At 57.2% G+C, this 23,249-nt stretch carries 20 protein-coding genes and 7 pseudogenes; 5 read left to right on the top strand and 22 right to left on the bottom strand.

What is annotated here, in order from left to right; translation table 11 throughout:
* Positions 1–317: 317 nt before the first annotated feature.
* From AC629_RS08365 to AC629_RS08395, 7 genes are all read right to left on the bottom strand, one after another.
* A complete protein-coding gene (locus AC629_RS08365; RefSeq protein WP_074117082.1) occupies positions 318–542 on the bottom strand; it encodes a 4Fe-4S binding protein in 225 nt (74 codons plus the stop codon).
* 12 nt (positions 543–554) lie between these two features.
* Positions 555–2,108: a nitrogenase cofactor biosynthesis protein NifB gene (nifB, locus tag AC629_RS08370; RefSeq protein ID WP_074117083.1), complete on the bottom strand. Its 1,554-nt coding sequence runs from the start codon at positions 2,106–2,108 to the stop codon at positions 555–557.
* 280 nt (positions 2,109–2,388) lie between these two features.
* On the bottom strand, positions 2,389–2,685 hold the full coding sequence (locus tag AC629_RS48425; protein WP_245330247.1) for an SIR2 family protein: 297 nt from the start codon (positions 2,683–2,685) through the stop codon (positions 2,389–2,391).
* Between the two features lie 242 nt (positions 2,686–2,927).
* On the bottom strand, positions 2,928–3,116 hold the full coding sequence (locus tag AC629_RS48430) for a hypothetical protein (RefSeq protein WP_245330248.1): 189 nt from the start codon (positions 3,114–3,116) through the stop codon (positions 2,928–2,930).
* 156 nt (positions 3,117–3,272) lie between these two features.
* Positions 3,273–3,497, bottom strand: a complete 225-nt coding sequence (gene nifT, locus AC629_RS08380; protein WP_074117084.1) for a putative nitrogen fixation protein NifT — start codon at positions 3,495–3,497, stop codon at positions 3,273–3,275.
* 4 nt (positions 3,498–3,501) lie between these two features.
* Positions 3,502–4,686, bottom strand: a complete 1,185-nt coding sequence (nifS, locus tag AC629_RS08385; RefSeq protein ID WP_074117085.1) for a cysteine desulfurase NifS — start codon at positions 4,684–4,686, stop codon at positions 3,502–3,504.
* A 251-nt stretch (positions 4,687–4,937) separates the two neighbouring features.
* Positions 4,938–5,261, bottom strand: coding sequence for a HesB/IscA family protein (locus AC629_RS08395; RefSeq protein ID WP_074117086.1), 324 nt, complete (start codon positions 5,259–5,261; stop codon positions 4,938–4,940).
* A 276-nt stretch (positions 5,262–5,537) separates the two neighbouring features.
* Between AC629_RS08395 and AC629_RS08400 the strand changes: the two genes are divergently transcribed.
* Positions 5,538–6,131 (top strand): hypothetical protein, encoded by a 594-nt coding sequence (locus tag AC629_RS08400; RefSeq protein ID WP_074117087.1) that lies wholly within the window; start codon positions 5,538–5,540, stop codon positions 6,129–6,131.
* 8 nt (positions 6,132–6,139) lie between these two features.
* Here the strand turns inward: AC629_RS08400 and AC629_RS08405 are convergent, their stop codons facing one another.
* Positions 6,140–6,565: a Rieske (2Fe-2S) protein gene (locus tag AC629_RS08405; protein WP_502691498.1), complete on the bottom strand. Its 426-nt coding sequence runs from the start codon at positions 6,563–6,565 to the stop codon at positions 6,140–6,142.
* Between the two features lie 167 nt (positions 6,566–6,732).
* Between AC629_RS08405 and AC629_RS48435 the strand changes: the two are divergent.
* Positions 6,733–7,089: pseudogene (locus tag AC629_RS48435) on the top strand (NADP-dependent malic enzyme); the annotation flags it as partial.
* An 80-nt stretch (positions 7,090–7,169) separates the two neighbouring features.
* Here AC629_RS48435 and AC629_RS50470 read toward each other — a convergent pair.
* Positions 7,170–7,310 (bottom strand): annotated as a pseudogene (locus AC629_RS50470) (hypothetical protein); the annotation flags it as partial.
* A gap of 511 nt (positions 7,311–7,821) precedes the next feature.
* Between AC629_RS50470 and AC629_RS48445 the strand changes: the two are divergent.
* Positions 7,822–8,156 (top strand): annotated as a pseudogene (locus tag AC629_RS48445) (transposase).
* Positions 8,157–8,360: 204 nt separating this feature from the next.
* Here AC629_RS48445 and fdxB read toward each other — a convergent pair.
* The 12 genes and pseudogenes from fdxB to AC629_RS08475 form a co-directional block, all read right to left on the bottom strand.
* Complete coding sequence (fdxB, locus tag AC629_RS08420) at positions 8,361–8,660, bottom strand: ferredoxin III, nif-specific (RefSeq protein WP_074122442.1); 300 nt, start codon at positions 8,658–8,660, stop codon at positions 8,361–8,363.
* Positions 8,648–8,872, bottom strand: coding sequence for a CCE_0567 family metalloprotein (locus tag AC629_RS08425; RefSeq protein ID WP_074122443.1), 225 nt, complete (start codon positions 8,870–8,872; stop codon positions 8,648–8,650). Before AC629_RS08425 ends, fdxB begins: the two co-directional genes overlap by 13 nt.
* A 9-nt stretch (positions 8,873–8,881) precedes the next feature.
* Positions 8,882–9,349, bottom strand: coding sequence for a NifX-associated nitrogen fixation protein (locus AC629_RS08430; RefSeq protein WP_502691557.1), 468 nt, complete (start codon positions 9,347–9,349; stop codon positions 8,882–8,884).
* A 10-nt stretch (positions 9,350–9,359) separates the two neighbouring features.
* Positions 9,360–9,752 (bottom strand): nitrogen fixation protein NifX, encoded by a 393-nt coding sequence (gene nifX / locus AC629_RS08435; protein WP_074122445.1) that lies wholly within the window; start codon positions 9,750–9,752, stop codon positions 9,360–9,362.
* Complete coding sequence (nifN, locus tag AC629_RS08440) at positions 9,749–11,137, bottom strand: nitrogenase iron-molybdenum cofactor biosynthesis protein NifN (RefSeq protein WP_074122446.1); 1,389 nt, start codon at positions 11,135–11,137, stop codon at positions 9,749–9,751. Before nifN ends, nifX begins: the two co-directional genes overlap by 4 nt.
* 8 nt (positions 11,138–11,145) lie before the next feature.
* Positions 11,146–12,789 (bottom strand): nitrogenase iron-molybdenum cofactor biosynthesis protein NifE, encoded by a 1,644-nt coding sequence (gene nifE / locus AC629_RS08445; RefSeq protein ID WP_074122447.1) that lies wholly within the window; start codon positions 12,787–12,789, stop codon positions 11,146–11,148.
* 100 nt (positions 12,790–12,889) lie between these two features.
* Complete coding sequence (nifK, locus tag AC629_RS08450; RefSeq protein WP_084804211.1) at positions 12,890–14,446, bottom strand: nitrogenase molybdenum-iron protein subunit beta; 1,557 nt, start codon at positions 14,444–14,446, stop codon at positions 12,890–12,892.
* A 73-nt stretch (positions 14,447–14,519) separates the two neighbouring features.
* Entirely contained in the window at positions 14,520–16,022 is a 1,503-nt protein-coding gene (gene nifD, locus AC629_RS08455) for a nitrogenase molybdenum-iron protein alpha chain (protein WP_074122449.1), read from the bottom strand.
* A 1,056-nt stretch (positions 16,023–17,078) separates the two neighbouring features.
* Positions 17,079–18,409 (bottom strand): annotated as a pseudogene (gene sufD, locus AC629_RS50475) (Fe-S cluster assembly protein SufD).
* A 20-nt stretch (positions 18,410–18,429) separates the two neighbouring features.
* A pseudogene (gene sufC / locus AC629_RS08470) lies at positions 18,430–19,136 on the bottom strand (Fe-S cluster assembly ATPase SufC).
* Between the two features lie 87 nt (positions 19,137–19,223).
* A pseudogene (locus tag AC629_RS45090) lies at positions 19,224–19,373 on the bottom strand (Fe-S cluster assembly protein SufB); the annotation flags it as partial.
* A 239-nt stretch (positions 19,374–19,612) separates the two neighbouring features.
* Positions 19,613–19,807 (bottom strand): 4Fe-4S binding protein, encoded by a 195-nt coding sequence (locus tag AC629_RS08475; RefSeq protein ID WP_074122450.1) that lies wholly within the window; start codon positions 19,805–19,807, stop codon positions 19,613–19,615.
* A gap of 295 nt (positions 19,808–20,102) precedes the next feature.
* Here AC629_RS08475 and AC629_RS08480 point away from each other — a divergent pair, with 295 nt between their 5' ends.
* Entirely contained in the window at positions 20,103–20,297 is a 195-nt protein-coding gene (locus AC629_RS08480) for a hypothetical protein (protein ID WP_074122451.1), read from the top strand.
* 372 nt (positions 20,298–20,669) lie between these two features.
* On the opposite strand, the pseudogene ald reads toward AC629_RS08480, so the two are convergent.
* Positions 20,670–21,738 (bottom strand): annotated as a pseudogene (gene ald, locus AC629_RS08485) (alanine dehydrogenase).
* A 475-nt stretch (positions 21,739–22,213) separates the two neighbouring features.
* Here ald and AC629_RS45095 point away from each other — a divergent pair.
* Complete coding sequence (locus AC629_RS45095) at positions 22,214–22,762, top strand: hypothetical protein (RefSeq protein WP_143198479.1); 549 nt, start codon at positions 22,214–22,216, stop codon at positions 22,760–22,762.
* Positions 22,763–23,249 lie beyond the last annotated feature (487 nt).

Below are 23,249 nucleotides of genomic sequence, written 5' to 3' on the forward strand. Positions count from 1 at the left end.
GCTGAGACATGTGAACTCGCCATCCGCGACGCCTATTGTCACTTCGTAGTGGGCAGGCCATTCGCTGTCACGATTCAGAGCGGTTAGCGACTGAGGTGAAAGTCGCTGCGCGATCTCGAGGTGCACGGAGGTGTCGGGGTCGTTCATCCTGGCAAGTAGCCGCATACGTCCTGCCATCATGTAGCGAACCTCATTGGCCTCATCATTCATCAGCCAGCCAGGTCGACGCGGCGCGAAGCGGCGCCAGCAATGCACACGGCGATAATCGCGAGTTTCCAGCGACGGAGCTCGGCTTGAAGTTCACGAGCACATCCCTTTTAGGCAGACGCCTGGGACCGCGGCACTGATGTGTCGATAACGCAGGTGTTTTCAACTGGACAGACAGCGACACACTGCGGCTCGTGAAAATCGCCGATGCATTCGGTGCACTTATTTGGTTTAATCACGAAGTTTCCGGCCTTCTCCCAGATTGCAACGTTCGGGCATAAGGGTTCACAAGCCGAGCAACTCGTGCATTGCGAGGCGATGATCTTGAATGGCATAGATACAACCTCTCACGCGACCGAGATCAGTAGTTCTTGCGGGATCGCGGCTTCGCCGCGCTTGACGTGCAGGATCTCACCGCTTTTGATTTTATGGAGATAGTCCCGGAACCAGCCGATCGCCGACTTCTCGATGGAGCCATGTGCGTATTGATCAACCGGCTCGATCCCAGCGTTGATCAGAATGTCTCTTGGGCAGCCACCGATCTTGGCCACGAATACAGCATGGCAGTCGTTGATGGCGCGGATGATGCTCGCGAGCCGATCCTCCTCGCCATATTCGCCCTGACAGTAAACGTCGACGCGGCGGTGCCCGACGAGTTTGACGCCGGACGTCGAGATTTCGTACACGTGGAATTCCCTAGCATGCCCAAAATGCTCATTGATGAGGCCCGAGCCTTTGGTTGCGACCGCGGCTAGAAGGTTGATTTCGCTCATCTCGCCAGCGAGTTCCGCTAGCTCCTCACTTGTCGCGATGTTCGCCGCACGCTCATCCTCAATCCTGGCCTGATAAACCTTGCGCGCTTCGAGGTCATATTGAACGTCCATGGCCATCACCTTCTCTGTCGTGAACTCGCCGCTGCGATCCTCGCCGAGCAGGCCGACAGCATCAGCGCGGCACTGGCGGCAATGCCGCATCATGTTTATCTGACCTTCACAAGCATCCTGAAGCGCCTTCAATTCCTGCGCCGTCGGACCTCGCTGGCCTTTGAGACCGAATGCTGTGCCGTGCTCGGGCGCGGAGATCAGTGGCATGATATTGTGCAGGAAGGCGCCGCGCGACTTCACTGCCTTATTGACCTCGATGAGGTGCTGGTCGTTGATGCCGGGAATCATCACTGAATTGATCTTGCACAGGACACCCCGCTGCGTGAGCATCTCGAGACCCTGCAGTTGACGAATGGTGAGTATTTTTGCAGCTTCGATTCCGGAGTAGCGCTTGTGGTTGAAGAAAATCCACGGATATATCCTGGCACCGATTTCGGGATCGATCATGTTGATGGTGATGGTGACGTGGTCGATTTTGTAGCGGGATATCGTGTCGACATGATCCGGCAGGTCCAACCCGTTCGTTGATAGACACAACTGGATGTCGGGCGCCGCCCTGGCGATGAGTTCGAACGTCTTGAATGTATTTTTTGGATTGGCCAAAGCGTCGCCGGGGCCGGCGATGCCGAGCACAGTCAGCTGTGGAATTCTCGTGGCGACAGCGAGCATCTTTTTGACCGCCTGCTCAGGAGTGAGCTTCTCACTAACGACACCCGGACGCGATTCGTTGGCGCAGTCGTATTTGCGATTGCAGTAGTTGCACTGAATATTGCAAGCCGGCGCAACCCCGACATGCATGCGAGCGTAATGATGATGAGCTTCCTCGCTATAGCAGGGATGGTTCTTAACTTTATGCCAGATTTCGGACGGCAGATCGCCTTGGCCAGCCTGTGACCCGCAGCTCCCCTTGCCATTTTTCGGAGAGCTTTGGCACCCCTTATAATCGGCAATGACCCGCATCTCGCCGCTATCCTCAGCATCCATGACATATTCTCCGCTTCCGGCAACAGCGTTCATTTCAGTTCTCTCTTGCAGGCTGTCCCCAGAGCGACCAGCCCGAGCGACCACAAAAAGACAGTTAGCAACTCGCGTGCCACCTCGGAGGCGATGGCATTTCTGCTACGTGAATGAGTTAGCTGAAGCGATCCACACAGTTCTGAACGCCCCAACGATGGTTCATACGTCGCAAATGCGACAGGCATGGCCATTTTTGACAGACACGGCCGTCACGGTCTCAATGAGTTCGCGTGGAATCCTCCCAACCCGCACCGGTCGCTTGCGATGCGACTTCTTCCCATTAGCGGACCGGGTGGCAGTCGGTTTTGCGACGTTCGTTGGCAAGCAATATCTCCATCGCGCGCAGGAGCCCTATCGCGAGCGGTGTCAGGCGATGCTCGACCAGAAAGCAAAGTTCGTTGGGCGAGAGCACTTCCGGATTGACGATCGCGTAATGGACGTTGGCCGAGCGCTTGGTGGTCTGCCGCGCATAACTACGTAATAGCTGGTCGTTGAAGCGACAGCCGATGAGTAGGAAACGCCACCCGTTCCGCCTTTCCTTGATGATATCGGGAATCGGAGTCTGGATCGATTTCAATCAGCACCTCAAGACAATCAGCATCAGTAATCAGGAAGTTCTTGAACGGCACGTGCCGCCATCTGGCTTGTACAGCACATGAGGCCAATGGGCCGCAGAGGCATCACTAACCTCCTAATCCGCCGCATCGTGATACCAGCGATCGTCGTGGATGTCGGAACGCGCGATGCCTCGCACTTCACACCATCCGTCACACGTGCCGAGGGCCGAGCGCATCGCGCCGTCGTACTAGGGGTCGACGATCATCGGCAGAGGCAAGGATGCGAGATGATGCTGCATTGGCGGCGCTCCACCGGGAAAGCGAACGCCTGCGCCATCAATGCTGTCGCGGTGGAGCGATGCATGTTGCTCTCGACATACTGCGCCGACGCGAAGCCGTTGCCTTTGCCCGGCGCGGCAGCGTAACCTTGCTCGAGAAAGAAGGCGGCCAAGGCCTTGTGTCTTATTGGCTCATCGGGTTCGAACAACTCGGCGAGGCCAGTGTCCGAGATACGGAACAATGCTGCCGGACCTCATCCTAGCCGCGAGACCAGCAAGAATCGGCTCCGCGTCGGCTCTATTGACAAACTCAATTTGCGGGAGCGCCTTCATCGGTCGTCCCTGTCTTCCCCACGCTTCCTCGCACTTATTGTGATCGGCAGCGGCGTGTCGCTCGCCATCTCGGGCAGATCGAGCACCCAGCCATTGGCAATTTTAATCCAACCGCCCCAAAGCGTCTCATACTCGGATTCCACGATCGGCTCTTCGAGATCTTTCTTCGGCACGTAAATCGAAAGGCCCACATCGGGAGAGCGGCGAATCATGATTTTCATCAGGTCAATTCCCTGGACCGCGATGCATGCTGGACGGTTTCGCATGCTCCCGCGAGTTGGCCCGCAGCTGAGCCACGATCTTTGACAGTACGGAGACGACCTGGTCGACCTCTTCGAGGGTTGTCTCACGCGACAGGGACAAGCGCACCGCCCCGTGCATGCTCTCCTCCGGCAAGCCCATGGCGCGCAGGACGTGCGATGGCTCGATTGAGCGGCAACCGCAGGCCGATCCGAGCGAAGCGGCAATGCCCGCACGTTTGAGATGATACAGAATTGCTTCGCCTTCGAGATGTCTAAAGGCGATATTTGTCGTGTTTGGTAGCCGGTTACTGATATCGCCAAGCACCATGCAGTCGGCCTGATCTAAAATCGCCAGCTCGAGGCGGTCGCGCAATGCGCCAATGCGAAGGCGATCCGGATCGACCCTCTGCGCCGCAAGCTCTGCAGCTTTTCCAAGACCGACGATGCCGGGGACATTCTCGGTTCCGCCACGCCGGCGCCGTTCCTGTGATCCGCCCCAGATCAGCGGCCTGAATTTTGTGCCTTTGCGCAAATAGAGCGCGCCGACCCCCTTGGGACCATGCAGTTTGTGTCCGGACAGCGACAGCATGTCGATGGCACTGTCCTTCAGGTCGATGGGCAGCTTGCCTACGGCTTGCACCGCATCCGTATGAAACAGCGCGCCCGCCTCTCGCGTCAACCGAGCTAGAAACTCCACTGGAAAAATCGTGCCGGTCTCGTTGTTGGCCCACATGACAGACACAATGGCAGTATGTGGCCCGAGCGTGCATCGAAACGCCTCGATGTCGAGCCGGCCGCGCGAATCTACGGGGATCACGTGGGTCTTGACGCTCGTTGCCGCCAACTGCTCGACCAACGCAAGGACGGCGGAATGCTCGACGGAGGTGGTGACGATCTCGTCGCGGCCATGCTGGGTCGCGAGCGCAGAAAGAATGGCCGTGTTATTGGCCTCGCTCCCGCCGGATGTGAAGACTATTTCGTGATCATGCGCGCTGCCTAACAATCGCTGCAAGCTGCGACGCGCCTGCTTCACGGCGTCTGCCCCCTCTCTGCCCAACGCATGGGCCGAGGAGGCATTGCCGAACCGCTCGCAGAAGAACGGCAACATGGCTTGTACGACTGATGGATCTGTCCGTGTCGTCGCATTGTTGTCGAGATAAATCGGCACTTAATACTCCCTCAATCCAGAGCCTTGATTGCGCTGGCCACCCGGATCAGGCCGAACGAATTCACCGGTTTTAACCAGCCGCGCCTGAAAGCCTTCTGACGTCATGATCCCTGCTGCCGTCGATTGGCCCTCGCCACCCTCGCGCTGCAGATTCCGGCGGCTCTTCCCGATTACGGCGCGAATGATCTGCTCCCGGTCGGCCCCGGCTTCAGTCGTTTTTCGCGCTCGCCAGCACGCTGCGGTTCGTCCCGTCATTGGCTGAAGGATTTTCCGCAGGAGCAGCACGACTTTGCGTTTGGATTGTCGAAGGTGAAGCCCGAGCCCTCCAGCGCCACCACGAAATCGATAGTCGTGCCCACCAGATGCTGATGACTCTTATTGTCGACGAACACCTTGAGCCCGTCACGTTCGATTACTGTGTCGGCGGGTTCTGCCTGACCGGCCAGACCCATTTTGTATTTGAACTCGGCGCAACGGCTTGCTTCGACTGCGATGCGCACGCCGCTTGCCGGCTGGGCCGACACTGAAATAGCGCTCTTGAGCGCATTCACTGCGCTATCGGTCAGATTGATCATAGTCGGCTCTCATCTGGGTTGTACTCGATCAACCGCTTGGCAAGGGACATGCCACTTCGCACATGCCCTGAAAGTGCTGACTTTTTCGACGCTCACCTGTTGGCTCTCGAGCTTGTGTCGAGTTCCTGACAACGCTCCTTGAGAATGTCGCACCATGCTTGCGTGTTCTCGTTAGAGCTACGCGGGAAAGCCCTCGCGCATGCGACGGCAAGCAATTTGCATTGCGTGTCACACCGGCCAAGGCGTCGGTAAAGAGTTTAGATCAAGGATGTTTTGATGACTTCAATCGAGAACACCGCACTGGGCCGACTTGAGGCGGAGGGGCGCTTGCTCAACGCCGTATTCAAAGGCGGGACCACGAAGCCGGGCCGGTTCGGCTTTCGCGGCGACATCGCACTGAAATTCCAGATTCAGGTCGCGGATGAGAAACGGCCGCCAGCCTATTCGATCGAGCAAGTGTTGACGATCGCGCAGGAGGGCGAAAGCACCATCCCGATTCTGGCCGGCTATCTGCACTCATTTGCCTATCTTGCCGACGTCGCAGATGTCCTTGGCGCAGCGCTAAGCCCGGATGGCAGCTACTTCATGTTCTGCAACAACATAGACCTGTTGGCGAAGTACCGAACCAAGCTTGGTAAGATCACCTTCCGCGTTCTTCCATGCGACGAATCCACGGTGTGGAAGGAGATGATGGACCTGGTGGGGGTCAATAAAAACGATATCAAGAGTCAAGACGCGGGCGGCAAGCTCGATTATTTGCTTGACGCGGCGAAGACCCTAGACGTTTCCTCCTATGACCAGATCTCTTACGAAGAAGTTCTGACGAGAATGGGGCCAGTGAAAAACCGCAACGAGAATCGGCCTGTCTAAACACCGGTTCAGATATTACAAGAAGGATCGTCCTCAACAAGCCGCACGCCAACGACACAGATGTCGCCATCGAGAACTGTCAGCGCGACGGGCATAAGATCTCTGCCCTTACATGGACCTTCGATGCAGCGGCCAGTGCCGAGCTCGAAGGTTGAGCCGTGCTTTCCGCACATCAGCCGCATGCCGTACGGATCCAGGAACTCGTTACGTTCCCAGTCTAAGTTGACGTTGTTGTGCGGGCATTCGTTGACGTAGCCAAGCACCTTCTTGCCCCAGCGGACCACGACGATGGACCAGGGCCTTCGGCTGCCGTCCTCATCGACGATCATCAGATGGAAGCCCATCGCCCGGCGGCTTGGAATGCCATCGAACCGACAGATCGCATAGGCGATAGCTGGTTCTATCCATTGCTCGTTCATGACCAACGCCTTCATTGATTGTCCTTCGATCCGTCATGCAAGAATCCCTCCATCTGTTGGACAATCCATTGCATCGAGTTCGTAAGCACAACCACTAACAGCTAGGCCAAGCACGATAGGTGAATCCGCGCGAACAACGAAGTTTGTCCGCCGACGCACGTCATGGATCCAAGGGGGAGCCTATGTCATCGTCTGAAGAACTCAACAACGCAGCACTCGCCTATCACGGTCTGTCACGGCCCGGTAAGCTCGAGATCCAGGCTCATCACGCCACTTGCCAATCAACGCAACCTGGCGCTGGCCCATTCGCCTGATGTTGCCGCGGACCGCAGCGAGAGCCAAGAACGGGGACCGCGTGCTCTGCCTTGGCAGTATCGGCTCGCTACCTAAAGCCCGCTATGGAAGGCAAGGCAGCACGCTTCAAAGAGTTCGCCGGTGTCGACGCGTTTGACATCAAGATCAACGTCGAGCTTATCGATCGCTGGTCGAGACCGGCGCCGCGGCTGAAGCCGGCGTTCGGCGGCACCAATCTGGAGGACAGTCCGGCGCGTTTGGAGCTCGCCCCCAGCAGGAGGTCCATAGCTGCAAGGGCAACCGCGAGATCACAGCCGCGATCGCCGTCTCGCCTAAGCTGATCTTCCAGAAAAATATAGCCCGCGTTTTCGACGAGCAGATGAGTACTCCTGAGATCTACAATGGAGATCACTCGTCTGCACCGCGAGAAGCTGTGCGGAACTGATCTGATTTGATGCGCAATGATACTCTAGAAGACCCATACTTTTGTCAGCTTATAGCTATAATAGCGCCTCATCGGCAGGACCGAAGAGCCTCGCAAGGGTTGCCGTACGATGAGCCTTTTTGAATACGAACTCGGACTCTTGCGGATTTGATGGGTTAAGTGATGTCAGGTTTGGGTCATTTTCGACGTTCATCAGGGATTGTCGGCAGGTTGATGTTCGCTTCTGCCCGTAAGCGCCGAACCGGGGCCCAGCCAGAGGCGTTGCAGTAGGCCGGCCCGTGATTCAAACTCCCAAACAGGGGGCTCGAACCATGCGCTACGAACTCGCCGACGATGAATGGATTGCCATAAGGCCGATGCTGCCTAACAAGCCGCGTGGCGTTCCTCGGGTGAACGACCGACGTGTCCTGCGTGCATCAGCATGGAGCCTACATCACCAGGAATCGGCGCCAATCGATGGGAACGTCACGCGGCGGCTTGACGAGTAAAATCCACGCGGTCGTCGAGCAATGGTTTGCCGGTACGGTTGGCGTTGAGCCCCGGCAAGACCCACGACGTTCGACTTGCCGGAAAACTGCTCTCTCGCCTGAAGCGCGGGTCAATGCTGCTTGCCGACCGTGGCTATGACGCCGACCGGATAAGAGAGCTGGCCATGAAAAAGGGGGCGTAGGCCAACATCCCCGCGAAAAGCAATCGCAGCAATCCGATCACCTTTATCGCGCTCGCAACCAGGTCGAACGGTTCTTCAACAGGATCAAACAATGTCGTCGTGTGGCGACGCGTTACGACAGGCTTGCGGGAGACTACCTTGCCTTCGTCCAACTCGCATCCATCCGGCTATGGCTGGCCGCGCGTCCACGCCACTAATAGGCGAGCTAGCTGCCACGCTCTGACAACTCTCCCTGCCCCATCTGCTCGCAGATCCATGGGACGGCTGCTCGATCCCGATCGCGAAAACGCAGGAGGCAGGCACACTCTCATTGGAGATCAGCGGGACAACGATATTGCCGAAGACAATTGGCCGGAATGAGGTAGACGTCGACAGGAACTGCTCTTGGATTTAGGCGCCCTTCACACCGCCTTCGCTTCTGCCGAAACGTGAGTTTGACAATTGGCCGGGCAAACCCTGGCACATGCACCGCAGCCGATGCATGCGCCTTGGTCACTTATAACCATCATCTTCTTCTCAATCTCATCGTCCTCGTCATCGTCGAGATCGACAAGTTCGCCCTCCTCGCTGATCCCCTTCAGCGTCATGACATCACGACCACATACCTTAAAACAGCGGCCGCAGCCGATGCACTTCTTGGCATCAATTGAGTTCAGGTAGTCCGGCGTCCAACGGCGACCATCACGCGCTACAACTGACATGATTGAAGACCTTTAGGCTCTTCCAGCTGATCTAGTTCCCGTCTCTTGCGCTCGAGTTCATCGAAGGCATCATGCGCCTTCTGCGCCACCGCCATGATCGAGGACCAATTGACGGGCAATTCCTCCGAGAGATCGTGTAGATCCATTTTGGCCTGCGTCGCTCTTGCCGAAAGCTTCTTCAAGTCTTCTTTCAGTCCTTCACGATCATTCATGAGGCATCCTCAATAATTCGCTACGTCGGGAAATTTCCTGATCATGTTTTCGCCTTCCCTGACATATTTGTCACCCTCGCTCGCAAGCTTTGCGAGACTATCGAAGCCAAAGCGATGCACATCGCGTAGCTGCTTGTTCACTACAATCAGCCGGCCGCCGATCAGCACTATGCGACCAAAGCCTTCACGATGCATCGTCAACACCGGCTGGATCATCACCGCGGTCGCCCTCTCGATCGAAAGCGAGACCGCGTTAAAGAACACTTCGAGCCGCTGGATCGTATTGGGATCCGGATCGCCGACGATCGGAAGTTCGCGTCGTTTCTCCCTATGCAAGATATAAGGTTCGAGCAGGTCGATATCGCTCCTGTTCTGCCAAGTCCCATGCGAAGCTTGGGCGCGCCAAAGCTTGACCAGCTCTTTGACGATCGGCGCATCGAGCGCGCCGTTTCGTTGCACTATGTCTGCGGCCTCCACTATGTCATCCTCACTCGTCGAAATCAGTGCGCTTTTGATCTTTAGCCAAGGCTTTGCGTAGCCAGGGGGGTGGCGTTCCCTTCAGTACGCGCTTGAGTCTTTCGAGCAGCACCAGGATGTTCTCAGGCTTGCTCACTTTGATCGGATGGATCTTGTTGGCTACCACCCGCGCGGCAGCGGAACCTCCGATGGCTGCGACATAGAGGATGGCGCAGCCTTTGATCGCCGCGATTTTCGGCACGATCTTGTCCTCGTCGCCGTCCTCCTTGAGATCGCCTTGAAATTCCACGACGTTCAGAAATACGTACCCCTCCGACCCGACGTCATAGATTGCGATATTTCTGGCCCAACCAAAATGCGCGTCGACACGCTGCAAGTCTTGGGTAGCGAACGCCACTTTCATGCAACTGACCTCTCTGTTCGCCCGGTCCTCGAGAGCAGTTTCGAGTCCCGCCAAGTATCTGGCGTAGGCCTATGATTCTGCTCGCGGTCCGCGATCACGAGATTCGCGATGGCGAAGATCAGATCGCGCGTGCCCCGATAGCCGACCGATATATGGTGTCCTGCGCCTACCCTATCGAACATCGGAAAGCCGGCCCGATAGAACGGAATTTTCAGCTGCGCCGCCGCTTGCCGGCCATGAGAATGCGTGATGAGCAGATCGCAATTCTTGTTCTTGGCCAGCTCTCCTAGATCCTCGAGGTCGCCGATCAGCACCTCCTGCGTCTCGACCCGCTCCAGCACCGGCGAGTGCGTGGTCGTCACGGCCGCGATCACGTGAACGCCCATATCGTGCAGCATGCTCGACAGGTCGAACAAGAGGTCCGGCTCGGCTCCTATTGCAAGCCTGCGACCACCGATAAGAAAATGCCCGTCCAGCATCGCGTCAGCGAGCTGCCCGCGCTGACGCCGATATTTTGCCGGCACTGAACGGCCGCTGATCTCGCTCAGAAAGGCGATGAATTCATCGTTGGGAATAAGACCACACAGTCGCTCAAAGAGTCGAAATGGCACGCCAGTCTTGGCCTGCATTGCCTCTGCAGCTCGCCGCATCTGCGAACCGATGGCAATAGTCCAGCCTGCCCGGCCCATGGCCGCGACTTCGTCGACCCCGATGCCGCCGATCGTCGTCGGTGTGAACTCATCGGGGATATGCCCATCGAGCGATCCAGCAACGTCAGGTAGGAAGGATGGCTGCAAGCCGAAATCTTCAAGGATGTTTCGGAGCTCATCCAGATCACCCGGCGTCAGGTGACATCCAGGAAGAACGTTCACCCGCGCTGGATCACGCGGCGCCTCGACCGAAGGCGTCTCAACTAGCACCTCGACCATCCGCGCAACAGCCCTCTCCCAGCCATCCTGGAACGCGTCCTTGAAATCGGGCGTCGATACATAGACCAGAGGCAATCTGGCGAGTTGGGGATGCTTCTCGCGAACAAGCTTAATGTAGGCGTCAACATCGTCGCCATTGGTTTCCGTTACACCCGTCGAGCAGATACCGATTATCTCTGGTTTGGCGCGGTTGAAGATATTAAGTATAGCCTGATCGAGGTTTTCGTAGCCGCCGAGTACGGTCGTGACCTCGGTCATCGCCGTGGTCTGCAAGGGAACCGCCTCCTTGAAATGCCGCACAAACAGTGTGAGCCCGAAGGACGTGCACCCTTGAGGGCCGTGTAGAATCGGCATCGCCCCGCGCAGCCCCATGAAGGCGAATGCCCCGCCAATCGGCTGGCTCATCTTCAGCGGGTTGACGGCGCAAGCCTTCTTCGGCGTCATGAGGATAGCCATGACATCCCCTATTCCGCCGCCTGAAACATGGCAGGCGGCGAACGAAGAATATTCTCGATCCGTCTGCTGCAGCAACCACCGGCCTCATTGGTGTGCTGTCTGACTGCTTCAACGCTCGTTAGACCATGTGAACAAGTCGCGTCCTCGATTGTGCCGAGATCAACTGTGTTGCAGACGCAGATCTTCTTGGCCCGGCGGGCCGTCTCGCCGATCGCTTCGTCGGAGATGCTAGCGATGGCCTGCGAGCGCACCTTCACCATCGCTCTCGCCAAGGCGTTCCAGGGCGTCGGTCGGCGAAGTTGCTCCCACATCGGATTGGACAGAGATTTGTCAATCTCCTCGACGAGCTTGACCATTCCGACGTAGCCCATGTAGGCGTGGCAACGCTCCTGGTTGATGTCGAGCCAGGGCGTCGCCGTTTTCAGCGCGACGAACTGCGACTTACCGCCCGAGAGCATGATGTCCGCTTTCGCGTCTTTCAGTATTCTGTACATCTCTCGCGGTGGCATGTCCTCGATCATGTGCGCATCCTGCCCCATAAGCTGCTTGATGCGATCTTTGTCCTCCTTGGTGGACTTCTTTACGCTGGTCCCAACCAATTCCAGTCCGGCTTCCTGTAGCGCGGCAACGACCGACCAGGACTTGACGCCGCCGGTAATCAACAAGACCTTCTTGCCGTTGAAACGTGCCTTGTATGGCTCGATTGCAGTCCAAGCGCGCGCTTCCTCGCGTGCGATCACCGACTCTGTGCGCTCGATCAAATGATCGGGTGCACCGCGCCCCACCAGCAGTCGTGCGATCTCTCGCAGAGAGTCGCTGGAGTCCTGAATGCCGTAGAACGAGCCTTCGAAAAACGGGATCTCATATCGCTCCTCCATCTTACGCGCGACATTGATCAAAGACTTTGAACACACCATCATGGCGGCACGGGCCCGGTGTGACGAGGCGACTTCGCGATACTTGCCATCGCCTGAGATGCAGGAGAGGATGCGAATACCAAGTTCCTCAAACAGAGGTTTAATCTGCCAGAGCTCGCCGGACAGATTGTATTCCCCAATCAGATTGATGTCGTAAGCCGTGGTGTCGTCCGGCTCTTGGGTTCCGATGACATGTTCGAGCAAGGCCTCGCCGGCGAGCTTGCTGCCGAGGTTCTTTGAACCGACGAACCCCGGCGAATTGACGGGGATCACCGGTTTGCCAAACTTTCCCGCAGCCGCCTTACAGACGGCGTCGATATCGTCGCCTATCATGGCTGGCACGCAAGTCTGGTAGACGAAGATGGCAGGCGGGTCGTATTTGTCGATTATCTGCTTAATCGCCTTGTAGAGTCGTTTTTCGCCCCCGAATACGATATCCGTTTCGTTCATATCCGTCGTGAATGCCGTGCGCCACAGGTTCGAGCCCGATGACGCCGCACTGCGACTGTCCCACGAATTGCCTTCGCAAGCGATCGGACCATGCACCAAGTGAGCGACGTCGGTAAACGGCTGCAGCGCTATCTTGGCGCCGTCAAAAGCGCAACCTCCGGCGGCGCCACCCGGCTGTAGCTGCTTGGTACAACCCTTCTTGCGCTCACTCTCCGGCTTGCTGCCATTCTTGGCGCAGCCCGGCTCGTTGAAAATGTTCCGGACCGTGGCCCGTAGCGAACTCATCCGCCTCTCCTGTCAACTGAAGCGATCTACAAAAGAATCGATCCGTCATGGGTTGTGTCATCGCCGATCTAACCGGCGATGACACCCGCATCGTTCGCCATCAACGAATGATGTCAAAGCTATAGTCGGTCTTGCCGAGAAGGCTGGTCTTCTTGTCGATCTCGTCGAAGATCTTGTCGAGAATCTTCACCAGCACATTCATGCCGCCTTGATAGCCCCATACTGGAGAACGGTGATGGTGATGGCGATCAAACACAGGAAAGCCGATACGAATCAGCGGCGTGCCGGTGTCTCGTTCCAAATACTTGCCATAGGTGTTGCCAATCAGGTAATCGACAGGCTCGGTGAACAAGAGCGAGCGCATGTGCCAAAGGTCTCGCCCCGGATACACATTGCAGTCCTGCCCAAACGTCGAGCCGGCCAATAGCGCCTTTGTTTTCTCCTCCCAAGCCTTATTGCCGTTTGTAGACAGCACATGGATCGGTTCGGCGCCGAGCTCGAGCAGGAAGGCGGCCAACCCGTAGCAGAGATCTGGATCGCCATAGATGGCGAATTTTTTGCCATGGATGTGCGCGCTGGAGTCAGTCATCGCATCGACCAAGCGGCCGCGCTCTCGCGCTAGTTCTTCCGGGATGCCTTTGCCGCTGAGAAGCGACAATGCCATCAGGAAGTCATCCGTTGCGGATACGCCCATAGGGTAATTGAAAGCTAGAACATCTTGGCCATGGTCGGCGATGAACGGAAGCGTTTTTTCCGTGGACCACTGTTGCATAGAGATCGTCCCCTTGGCGTGAACCGCGTTCGCGGCCTCGTCGAGTGTAGTGCCACCGTCATACATCCGAAACTCGCCGTCTGTCGGTGTATCAAACACTTCGGAATTGTCGGCGAGGATGGTATATTCGACGCCCATTAATTCCAAGATGCGTTTGATCTCACGAAGATTGCCGACGGTATAGCCGTCGAAGCCGCCAATGAAGTTGACCTTGTCATTCGGTTTGCGCTCAAGCTTCGGGGCTGTTCCTGCCTTCCCGTCCCAAAAATGCTCCAGGATGCCCTTGAGCGCATTGTCATAGCCGGTGATGTGGCTGCCGACGAACGCCGGAGTATGCGCAAATGGCACGTCGAAATCCGCCGGAACAGCCCCCTTTTCCTTAGACGTCTTGATGAAGGCATTGAGGTCGTCCCCGATCACCTCGGCCATACAGGTGGTGGAGACCGCAATCATCTTCGGCTTGTACATGTTGTAGCTGTTGGCGAGCCCGTCGACCATGTTGTTAAGGCCGCCGAATACCGCTGCGTCCTCTGTCATCGAAGAGGAGACGCACGAGCTCGGCTCCTTGAAGTGCCGCGACAGATGGCTGCGGTAATAGGCGACACAGCCTTGAGAGCCGTGCACGAATGGCAGCGTGCCCTCGAAACCAACTGAGGCGAATACGGCGCCCAGTGGTTGGCAGGCCTTGGCCGGGTTTATCGTCAACGCTTCCCTCGCAAAATTCTTTTCGCGATACTCTGGCGTTTTTGTCCATTCTTTTACGCGTTCAACCTCTGCCGGATCGCGGGGATTCTCGAACGCTTTCTTTTTGGCCAGCATCTGCTGGTACTCCGGACCGCGGAACAGTTCGAAGTGATCGAGCACGTGTTCTGCACTCTGCGCCATTGGCAACACCCTTTTAGATATAGTTTTGATTACTGTGGACTACGGCTCTCGGCTGAGAGCGCACCTACTTGCGTCATTCTGCGGCTAAGAGCTTCGGCTTCGGGACATCCTTCCAAGGCGCCTTCACCTTCTTCCAGATTGGTGAATTAACGGCCATGTCCATATCGCGCGCGAAGATCGCAAAACCGTCATAGCCGTGATATGGACCGGAATAGTCCCAGGAGTGCATTTGCCTGAACGGCACACCCATCTTCTGGAACACGTATTTTTCCTTGATACCTGACCCGACCAGGTCGGGTTGGAGCTTCTCTACGAAGCGCTCAAACTCGTAGCCATTGAGGTCGTCGTAGATGAGCGTGCTGTCCTTCACGTAATGCTGGGCGGTGCGCTGATAATCGTCGTTGTGACCGAACTCATATCCAGTGCCGATAACTTCCATTCCGAGGTCCTCATACGCGCCGATCACATGACGAGGCCGCAGTCCGCCGACGAACAACATCACAGTCTTGCCTTGGAGGCGCGGCCGATATTTCGCGATCACCGCATTTACCAGCGGCTGGTATTTCTCGATCACCCGCTCGGCGCCCTCTTTGATTTTGTCATCGAAAAAGCTCGCAATCTTGCGCAACGATTCCGCGATCTTCGATGGTCCGAAGAAATTGTATTCGCACCAGGGAATGCCGAACTTCTCTTCCATGTGGCGCGAGATGTAGTTCATCGAGCGGTAGCAATGCAGAATGTTAAGCTTTGCCTTGGGCGTTGCCTCCAGCTCGGCCAGTGATCCGTCGCCGGACCATTGCGCAATCACGCGTAGCCCCATTTCCTCCAGCAAAATCCGAGACGACCAAGCATCGCCGCCAATATTGTAGTCGCCGATGATCGCGACATCATAAGGCGTCGACTCGAACTCCGGCTTGCTGTCGGGCCCATTCTTGTCGAAAATCCAATCGCGCACCGCGTCGTTGGCAATATGGTGGCCGAGCGATTGCGACACGCCACGAAAACCTTCGCAACGGACCGGAACGATGGTCTTTCCGTCATATTCATTAGATTTCGCTCTAGACACCGCCTCAATGTCATCGCCGATCAGGCCGATCGGACATTCCGACTGGATGGTGATGCCATTGTTGAGCGGGAACAGCTCCTGGATTTCGTCAATGAGTTTGATGAGCTTCTTGTCCCCACCGAACACGATATCCTTTTCCTGAAAATCGGAGGTTAGCTGTAAGGTCACGAACGTATCTATTCCCGTGGTGCCGACGTAATAATTGCGCCGCGAGCCCCACGAATACTGGCCACAACCGACCGGGCCGTGGCTGATATGGACCATGTCCTTGATAGGTCCCCAGACCACGCCCTTGGAACCCGCGTAGGCGCACCCCCGAATCGTCATCACGCCGGGTATTGATTTTAGGTTGGACTTGACCCCGCAGTCCGATTTGCCCGACTCGTGAACATTCAGGTGCTTGGCGCGCCGCTTCGCGGTCTTCTCCGGATAGACTTTCAATGTCTCCTCAATCAGCTCCTTGTTTCGCGCTCTGATTTCCGCTGCGCTCTGGGTCGTTACGAGGCTCATGCTGATGTCCTTCGAAGCTTTCCTGTTGGAATGGGGAGCAGTCGGTCAAGCCTTTTGCAACGAGCATGCCAGCGCCGAGTGAACGCAGAAACGAGCGGATTTGGAATCAGTTAGCGCGTGAAGCGACCGAATGTTGTTGTGAATGCGACAGTTTCGCCTCGTGCAGATCAGTCCCCGTTCGCCATGTTAGAAACAGAACAAGCGCGGTCCACGCTATGAGCTGCACGGCAATTCTCTACGGTAGTGGGTACCTGGCGGACCGAGCTGGATGGCGCGCATAACGAAGAGAACCAGAGACAGGGCGGCATGAGCCAAGTTCCCAGCGCGTCCTACAACCGTCGTCCCGATCATGCGTAGCGGGCTGAAGCCGCCGAGCTCTCCGTAGGCGAGCCGCGCGCCTTCGGGTTTGCGTATCTTTGCCTTGCCCATAGAGTTGATGTAGTCCGCAACAGCGCCCAACCGCATCACCTCCACATCGGCTGCGCACCTAGCCCGGCGCTACGGGGGACCAGCATAGCTGACGCGTCAAAGCGAGACCTCACGGATCGTCTCACCGCCCCTGTTAAGCCGGCATCGACGTCAGAACTGCATACTTACCGTAAGGGTACATCGATGCCTGTTGGACCATACAATTGGCCCGTCATCACATAAAAATCGGGATCAATGTCGCGTACAACGATATTCCAGATAGGCGCTTGCCTGCGAACCACCGAGCGGCAGGGGGTGCGGCGAGCACGCGCGCTGCTCACCACATCTATGCGGGCGGGACGGTGCCGAGCACGTTAGACAGGCGTGATCCTGACCATCTTGGTACGCCAGAAGTCGCGCGAATTGTACCACCTTGCCACGCCCCCATAGGCCACTGTCGCAGCGCTCTCGAGTGAGTGCAGGCGGCCACGTACCACTGGCATATTCGCACGCGCAGGCTTAGTTTGTCCGATCGACCACCGTCTTGCAAATTTTGCGCAGCTGCGGTGTTATCGAGGTGAACTAGCGGCTTGCCACGGACATCAGAGCAAGCGCAGACAGCTCCCCACCCAGTCGAGCGTATCCTTTTCATCGCCGCGCCTCGAGCCAGCCCTCAGTTTGCGCCGTCGCAATATCGCGCAATTTGCCATCTGCGATCCCCTCGGCGAGGAACGCTTTAATCAATAGCGCCTGCGAATCTCTCTCGGATATACCTCGAGCGCGCAGATAGAATAGCAGATTCTCGTCCAGCGCGCCTGATGTCGCGCCGTGCGCGCAGCTCACGTCGTCGGCAAAGATTTCGAACTCGGGCTTATTGTCGGCCTCGGATTGGTCTGACAAGAGCAGCGCGCGCGTCGTCAGCTTGGCGTCGGTCTTTCGCGCGTGGGGGCGAACGATGATTCGGCGCTGGAACACGGAGCGGCCGTCGTCATCGACGACGGCGTGAAAATTGTTCCGGCTGGTGCAATGCGGAAAGGCGTGGTCGACCACGAGTGTGGCATCTGCGTGCTGCGTGTGCTTGAGCAGGTTGAGCCCGTTGACGGAGAGTTCAGCCCCCTCACCTGCCAATGTGACAAATACTTGATAGCGACTGACGGCGCCACCGTGGGTCATGTTGAATAGATTGAGTTTCGCCTTGGCACTGACTACGATGATTCCGGACGAGACGTTTACGGCGTCAGCCGCGTCGGCTCCCATGCGAAGATATGAGAGGGCTGCCTGATTGCCAACCAGGACGATTATTGCATCGTTGGCTCGATGGCCACATGTGCTGTCGGCCGCGATAAAATTTTCTACCACGCTCGCGTGCGCACCATTCCCGAGGTGCAGATAGCAGCGCGTAAAGCTGGATGCCGCGGATCCGGGCGCAACGTGAATGATTTGGATCGGACGTCTCATCGCTCATGGTCGGCGATCGTAATCACCACACCGTCAGTCGCCATCGCGGAATTAAGTGAGACCATCGCGTCACTTGTAGTCGACAATACAAGATTGGCCATCGCGCCATTCGCCGGGTTCTCCAGAACTGCGTGCAGCGTCCGCAGATCGACTTTAGCGTCCGTAGATCGACTTTCTTTCCGAGCTTGGCGGCATCAGATAGGCTAGGTACGAATATGCCATCGACCAGCACTAGCTTGATTGCCTCCTCGACTGCCGCCCGCTCGACCGCAGTCTTTGCCCGCTCCAGCGAAGCCGCATTGGGTGCGCGGCCAGCGGCAGCACGTCGGGCATCAGCATGCGCGGATCCGTGTATTTCCAATCCTCGATGCGTGAATGCGGCAACGCGGCACGTTTGTAGGCCTCGAAAGCGTCGCGCGGATTTCAGCTACGCGGCCAGCGCCGGGCAGTCGTTCTCGAGCGGCCGCGAAGATGTTGCCTGTCGTGACTGCAGGGTCCGTCTTAGTCAGATCCAAATTCATCCCAAAGATTTCTTGCGCCGTCAGGCGCCCCCCTCGAACTGGGCGTGGCCGGAGACGCGAGCTCCAGGGCGAGCTGCTTGTCGCCGCTCTCCATAACGCGTCGTTTAGACATCACGTGCACCACATCCGGCACGATATAGTTCAGAAGCCGCTGATAATGGATGATCACGACCATCGCACGCTTGGGCGAAGCGCAGCTTCTTGACGCCGTCGGCCGCAATGCGCAGCGCATCGATATCGAGACCGGAATCGATTTCGTCCAGGAGGCACAGACTTGGCTCGAGAAGGGCCATCTGCATGATCTCGTTGCGCTTCTATTCACCGCCGAAAAAACCGACATTGACGCCTCGCTTCAGCGTCTCCTGCCGAATCTTATGAGATTTGGCGACCTTGCGGGCGTGGACAGTTCCTCTTTGCCGCGTGCCTTGCGCTAAGCGTTGAGCGCCGCGCGCAGGAAGTTCATCGTGGTGACGCCTGGAATTTCTATGGGGTATTGGAGGGCGAGAAATACGCCATTGGCGACGCGCTTGTCCGGCTCCATCGCGAGCAGGTCTTCGCCCTTCAAAAGGATTTGGCCGGAAGTTATCTCATAGCCCGGCTTGCCTGCGATGAAGTGTGACAGCGTCGACTTGCCGGAGCCGTTCGGCCCCATGATCGCGTGCACCTCGCCCGGATTGACGGTGAGATTGAGCCCGCAAGTGATTTCTCGGTAATTTCTGTAATACATCCCTGGCGAAGCCGTTGACGACGAGGCCAATGGCTTCCTCCTGGTATAGCCCGCGTTGGATGCAGTAGAACAACACATCCTCGGAGATCTTCGAGACGCCTCCAGGCGCCACTCCAGCATCCAGGCGGGCTTCGTTTTCGTGGAGATGAAGCGGACGGTCTCTTCCGACAACCCCTTGGGGGCCTTGTCAGACTCGATCAGCGTCTCAAACCCATATCGATACTGGTCGACGTCGATGCGCCGGACGCGCTCAACGGTCTCAAGAAGAGCTACATCGCCTGCTCCACCCGTGCGAGAACCATTTTGACCCGTTCCGGCGACGCTGCGGCGGGTTTCCTTTGCCACGAAGGATATCGCGCAAGTCACAACCAGGTCGGCGCCTGGAAGCGTTCCGATCAGGCGACCCACCACTGAACTGGCCGCCAATAGCGTCTCAATCCTCACACGTACCGCGGTGCCGCCAAACGGCTGCACGTCTATCCCGGCGCGCAGGTGCCGGGGACTGGGCAGACAACGGCGCATTGTGGCGCGTCGAAATGTCCCTCGCATTGGGTGCACTTCGTCGGATTGATCACATACACATCGTTCTTGAGGCTGATTGCGGCGTTGGGACATTCGAACTCGCATGCTCCGCAGCCGGTGCATTGGGACGCGATTATCTTGTAAGTCATCACTGCGATTCCATGGGCAGAAAATGCGGGACGGCTTCTTTGTTTCAAGTCTCGTGCCACACTACGGAGGCTTGGTTTACCTCCGTTATTTTCTGTCGAATGTCACCGCTTCGACAGTGTGTCGCAGACTCTACAGTCGGCATCGACGCTTGATTTCGATGCGGTACTTCCCTCTTCGAGAGGTGCTTCGCGGGATCAGCGTCACTTCGAGAGCGCACCTTATGTATATCGGCTCTGGGCCGCTTAGGCGACGTGCCGATCGTCAAGATCGAAGGCTTTCAGCGGAGGCGAGTGAATGAATGCCATCAAACAGCACGCAACATTTCGCCGATTTTCGAAGGAGAGTTCAGCGGCGACGTTGCACGCCACCGACACAAAGCAACAGGCGAGTTTAAGTCTTGTGGCCTACCGTGAACCCGGAAAAGAGTTGCTCATGCTCTTCATTAACAGTTCGGAGCGGCAATCCGCATCGGTCGCGGCGTATTACTGAAACGCTGATCGAAAAAGCGGAACAAGAGTAATCTGCAGGCTATCGGTGAGCTCGCGGACCGAGGGCAATCAGCCCCCAGCCGACCGGCTGGGAATGTAAATGGGTGCCGAACTCCAGATCGCTTCAGGCGGATCGTCGGAATTCGCAAACATCGCTTAGCCGTGCACTGACACGCTTGGGGATCAATTTGGGACCGAGCGCCAAGAGACTATTAACGCAATATCAATGGCTTAGATTATTTGACTGACGGGGCTAACCGCTACCAGATTGGGACGCAGGCAGGAATGGATGCGAGCCTTTCAAAAAAAATGGGCCACTCCGAGTGAAGTGGCCCAAGTCAGGGAGGAAACGCCCCGCCTGGGGCCCCTGGGATCAGGCCGCAGCCTGATCGATCGGTGAGAAGGGCAGACCGAGACTCTCGGCGACGGCCCTATAAGTTAGCCGGCCTCGATGGACGTTGAGGCCCGCGCGAAGGTGCGGATTTTCGCGTACGGAGGAAAAGCCTTTATTGGCCAGAGCCAAACCGAATGGCAGCGTGGCGTTGTTCAACGCCTGGCTTGAGGTGAGCGGGACGGCTCCGGGCATATTAGCCACACAGTAGTGAATGACGCCGTCTACCTCGTAAGTTGGGTCAGCGTGGGTCGTCGGGTGAGATGTCTCGAAGCATCCACCCTGATCGATAGCGACATCGACGATCACCGCACCTTTGCGCATCGAGCTCAACATGCCACGGCTGACCAGTTTTGGCGCGCTCGCTCCGGCAACGAGCACCGCACCAATGACCACGTCGGCCGCCAGGACCTCATCCTCCACGGAGTCAATCGTCGAAAACCTGGTTCGAACGCGACCGCCGAATAGCTCGTCAAGTTCGCGAAGTCGAGGTATCGATCGGTCAATGATGGAGACCTCGCCACCCAAGCCGACCGCCATGCGAGCCGCATGCGTGCCAACAACGCCGCCTCCAATCACGACGATACGGGCCGGCTGTACACCGGGCACACCCCCTATCAGCAGTCCGCGCCCCCCTGTATACCGCTTCAGGGCGCTACCTGCCGCTTCGATCGCAAGTCTGCCCGCGACCTCACTCATCGGCGCCAGCAGCGGAAGGCCGCCATGCGCATCCGTCACGGTCTCGTAGGCGATTGCGGTGCACTCAGAGTTTAGGAGACCCTTCGCCTGCTCCGGGTCTGGCGCCAGATGCAGATAGGTAAACAGGATTTGGTTCTCACGCAATTGCGTCCATTCGGACGGCTGAGGTTCCTTCACCTTTACGATCATCTCGCTCGATGCAAACACCTCGTGCGCGGAGTCCAGGATCGTTGCGCCAGCCTTGCGGTAATTGTCGTCTGTTGCGCCAATGCCTCCCCCCGGCATCGGTCTCTACGACGACACTGTGGCCCGCAGCCACATACTCGCGCACAGTCCCAGGAGTTAGGCCCACGCGATATTAGTGCGCCTTGATTTCCTTGGGAACCCCGACCTTCATTTGCAATCTCCCTGCGTAGATAAATCTTTTTAAACGGAAGAGCTCTACGATATTGCGAAGCGAGAACGCAAATTGCGCCGAAATCCATCGATTTCTGGTCGGTTGCGCAGGATTCCGAACGCGTTGATACAGGCATGCCTTACAGAGCCGCATAATGCCATCCAGCGTGCCGATCAGCCGCCGGGACATCCAAAAAAATAGGGTCTCAACTACTGCGATGGGCGCAAGCGGCGCGAGAGACAGGATCCCAATAGCGGCGTTGGGAAACTCCTGAAGCCATTTGATCTCAACGGAAGCGTTCTGTCACGCGCCCTGGGACTTGGGCCGCCCGGTCTCATGCACGTTCTTGCCCCTTTTTGATCTGATGAGCGACTCACGATCATACACGGCATCTTTCAAAGGTTTACCGCTCCCCTGTCGAGCGCCGAAGATGCTGATGCCTTCGCAGCGACGATGGCGCTTACTGCGACCGAATTCGATTTGTCTTACTTACACATCTTGCGATGCCGCAGCAGATCGGCAAAAACTCGCTCGTAATCGTTCACAACGTGATGTGAGAAAACCCACCAAGCAGCACAAATATTTCTGCGATGCTGGCACGCGAAACTTAACGCAAGGTCCCCATTCAGTCTTTCAGGTCAAAAGCACCCTCGCGCGCTCCGAAATTCTTTCACCTGAGTTTGACCTCGAGCACGCCGGTCGATTTGGGTCTTTGGATGGTCGGACCTCAAATCACGGCACCTCGATCGTTCATGCGCCTGATGCGCCGCTCAATTTCCGTGAGGCAGCGACATTTGAGTCGATGAAGTCGCAGCTGCCGCCTCGTCCCATTCATCCCTCACCCCCGCCGCCCACGCGCGAAACCGCTCCAGATTGGGCCTCGCATGTTCTGGTCGAAGTGGCGGATTATAGCGATCTGCTCCTGCAAGTGACGGTTGGATTGCACCATCTGGCTCTTCCGCAAGTGATTCCGGCATAGGTTTCCGCGCATGTCTCCGCGCTTTCATCATCTCGATGCTTAGCATCCAAACATTGGATTCTACCAATATCGCGGAATATTGCATTGAGCACCATCTAACTGGCCGATCAAGGCTCATCGCGTATCGCCACTCGGCGAGGTTGCCGCCGCGTTCGGATTGAAATGCTTGATGGGCGCTAAACGCCAGCTCGCGAGGAAATCATTGCCACAATCCCCGAACGAGGGTGTGGACGGCCGCCGAATGACGACTGCCCCGACCTGATGTTAGTTGTTTATCCAGTCGCTGGAGTTTGACAGAAATCCGGGAATTGTGCGCAAGGCGCTTAGCCAACGTTTGCCCTCGACGATGCGAATGCTGTCCTGCCATTCAGCATTCAGGAGAAGTCAATACATAGTCAGACCGGTCAAACGGCCGCAGCGTCGGCGCTCGGCGCGCGTTTTGCTTTGACGAGAGAAGAATACGCAGAATTGAAAGCTCACCTTTGAA

This window comes from Bradyrhizobium sp. NAS80.1 (assembly GCF_001908205.1).
In the GTDB taxonomy this organism is placed as follows: Bacteria; Pseudomonadota; Alphaproteobacteria; order Rhizobiales; family Xanthobacteraceae; genus Bradyrhizobium.

Bases quoted from the DNA above. Each gene is read 5' to 3' on its own strand.
- nifT (WP_074117084.1), bottom strand. From the start codon at position 3,497: ATGAAAATCATGATTCGCCGCTCTCCCGATGTGGGCCTTTCGATTTAC.
- AC629_RS08395 (WP_074117086.1), bottom strand. From the start codon at position 5,261: ATGATCAATCTGACCGATAGCGCAGTGAATGCGCTCAAGAGCGCTATT.
- nifE (WP_074122447.1), bottom strand. From the start codon at position 12,789: ATGAGTTCGCTACGGGCCACGGTCCGGAACATTTTCAACGAGCCGGGC.
- AC629_RS08425 (WP_074122443.1), bottom strand. From the start codon at position 8,872: ATGAATGATCGTGAAGGACTGAAAGAAGACTTGAAGAAGCTTTCGGCA.
- nifN (WP_074122446.1), bottom strand. From the start codon at position 11,137: ATGGCTATCCTCATGACGCCGAAGAAGGCTTGCGCCGTCAACCCGCTG.
- fdxB (WP_074122442.1), bottom strand. From the start codon at position 8,660: ATGTCAGTTGTAGCGCGTGATGGTCGCCGTTGGACGCCGGACTACCTG.
- AC629_RS08400 (WP_074117087.1), top strand. From the start codon at position 5,538: ATGACTTCAATCGAGAACACCGCACTGGGCCGACTTGAGGCGGAGGGG.
- nifD (WP_074122449.1), bottom strand. From the start codon at position 16,022: ATGAGCCTCGTAACGACCCAGAGCGCAGCGGAAATCAGAGCGCGAAAC.
- AC629_RS45095 (WP_143198479.1), top strand. From the start codon at position 22,214: ATGCTGATGCCTTCGCAGCGACGATGGCGCTTACTGCGACCGAATTCG.
- nifB (WP_074117083.1), bottom strand. From the start codon at position 2,108: ATGAACGCTGTTGCCGGAAGCGGAGAATATGTCATGGATGCTGAGGAT.
- AC629_RS08365 (WP_074117082.1), bottom strand. From the start codon at position 542: ATGCCATTCAAGATCATCGCCTCGCAATGCACGAGTTGCTCGGCTTGT.
- AC629_RS08475 (WP_074122450.1), bottom strand. From the start codon at position 19,807: ATGACTTACAAGATAATCGCGTCCCAATGCACCGGCTGCGGAGCATGC.
- nifX (WP_074122445.1), bottom strand. From the start codon at position 9,752: ATGAAAGTGGCGTTCGCTACCCAAGACTTGCAGCGTGTCGACGCGCAT.
- AC629_RS08405 (WP_502691498.1), bottom strand. From the start codon at position 6,565: ATGAAGGCGTTGGTCATGAACGAGCAATGGATAGAACCAGCTATCGCC.
- AC629_RS08480 (WP_074122451.1), top strand. From the start codon at position 20,103: ATGAATGCCATCAAACAGCACGCAACATTTCGCCGATTTTCGAAGGAG.
- nifK (WP_084804211.1), bottom strand. From the start codon at position 14,446: ATGGCGCAGAGTGCAGAACACGTGCTCGATCACTTCGAACTGTTCCGC.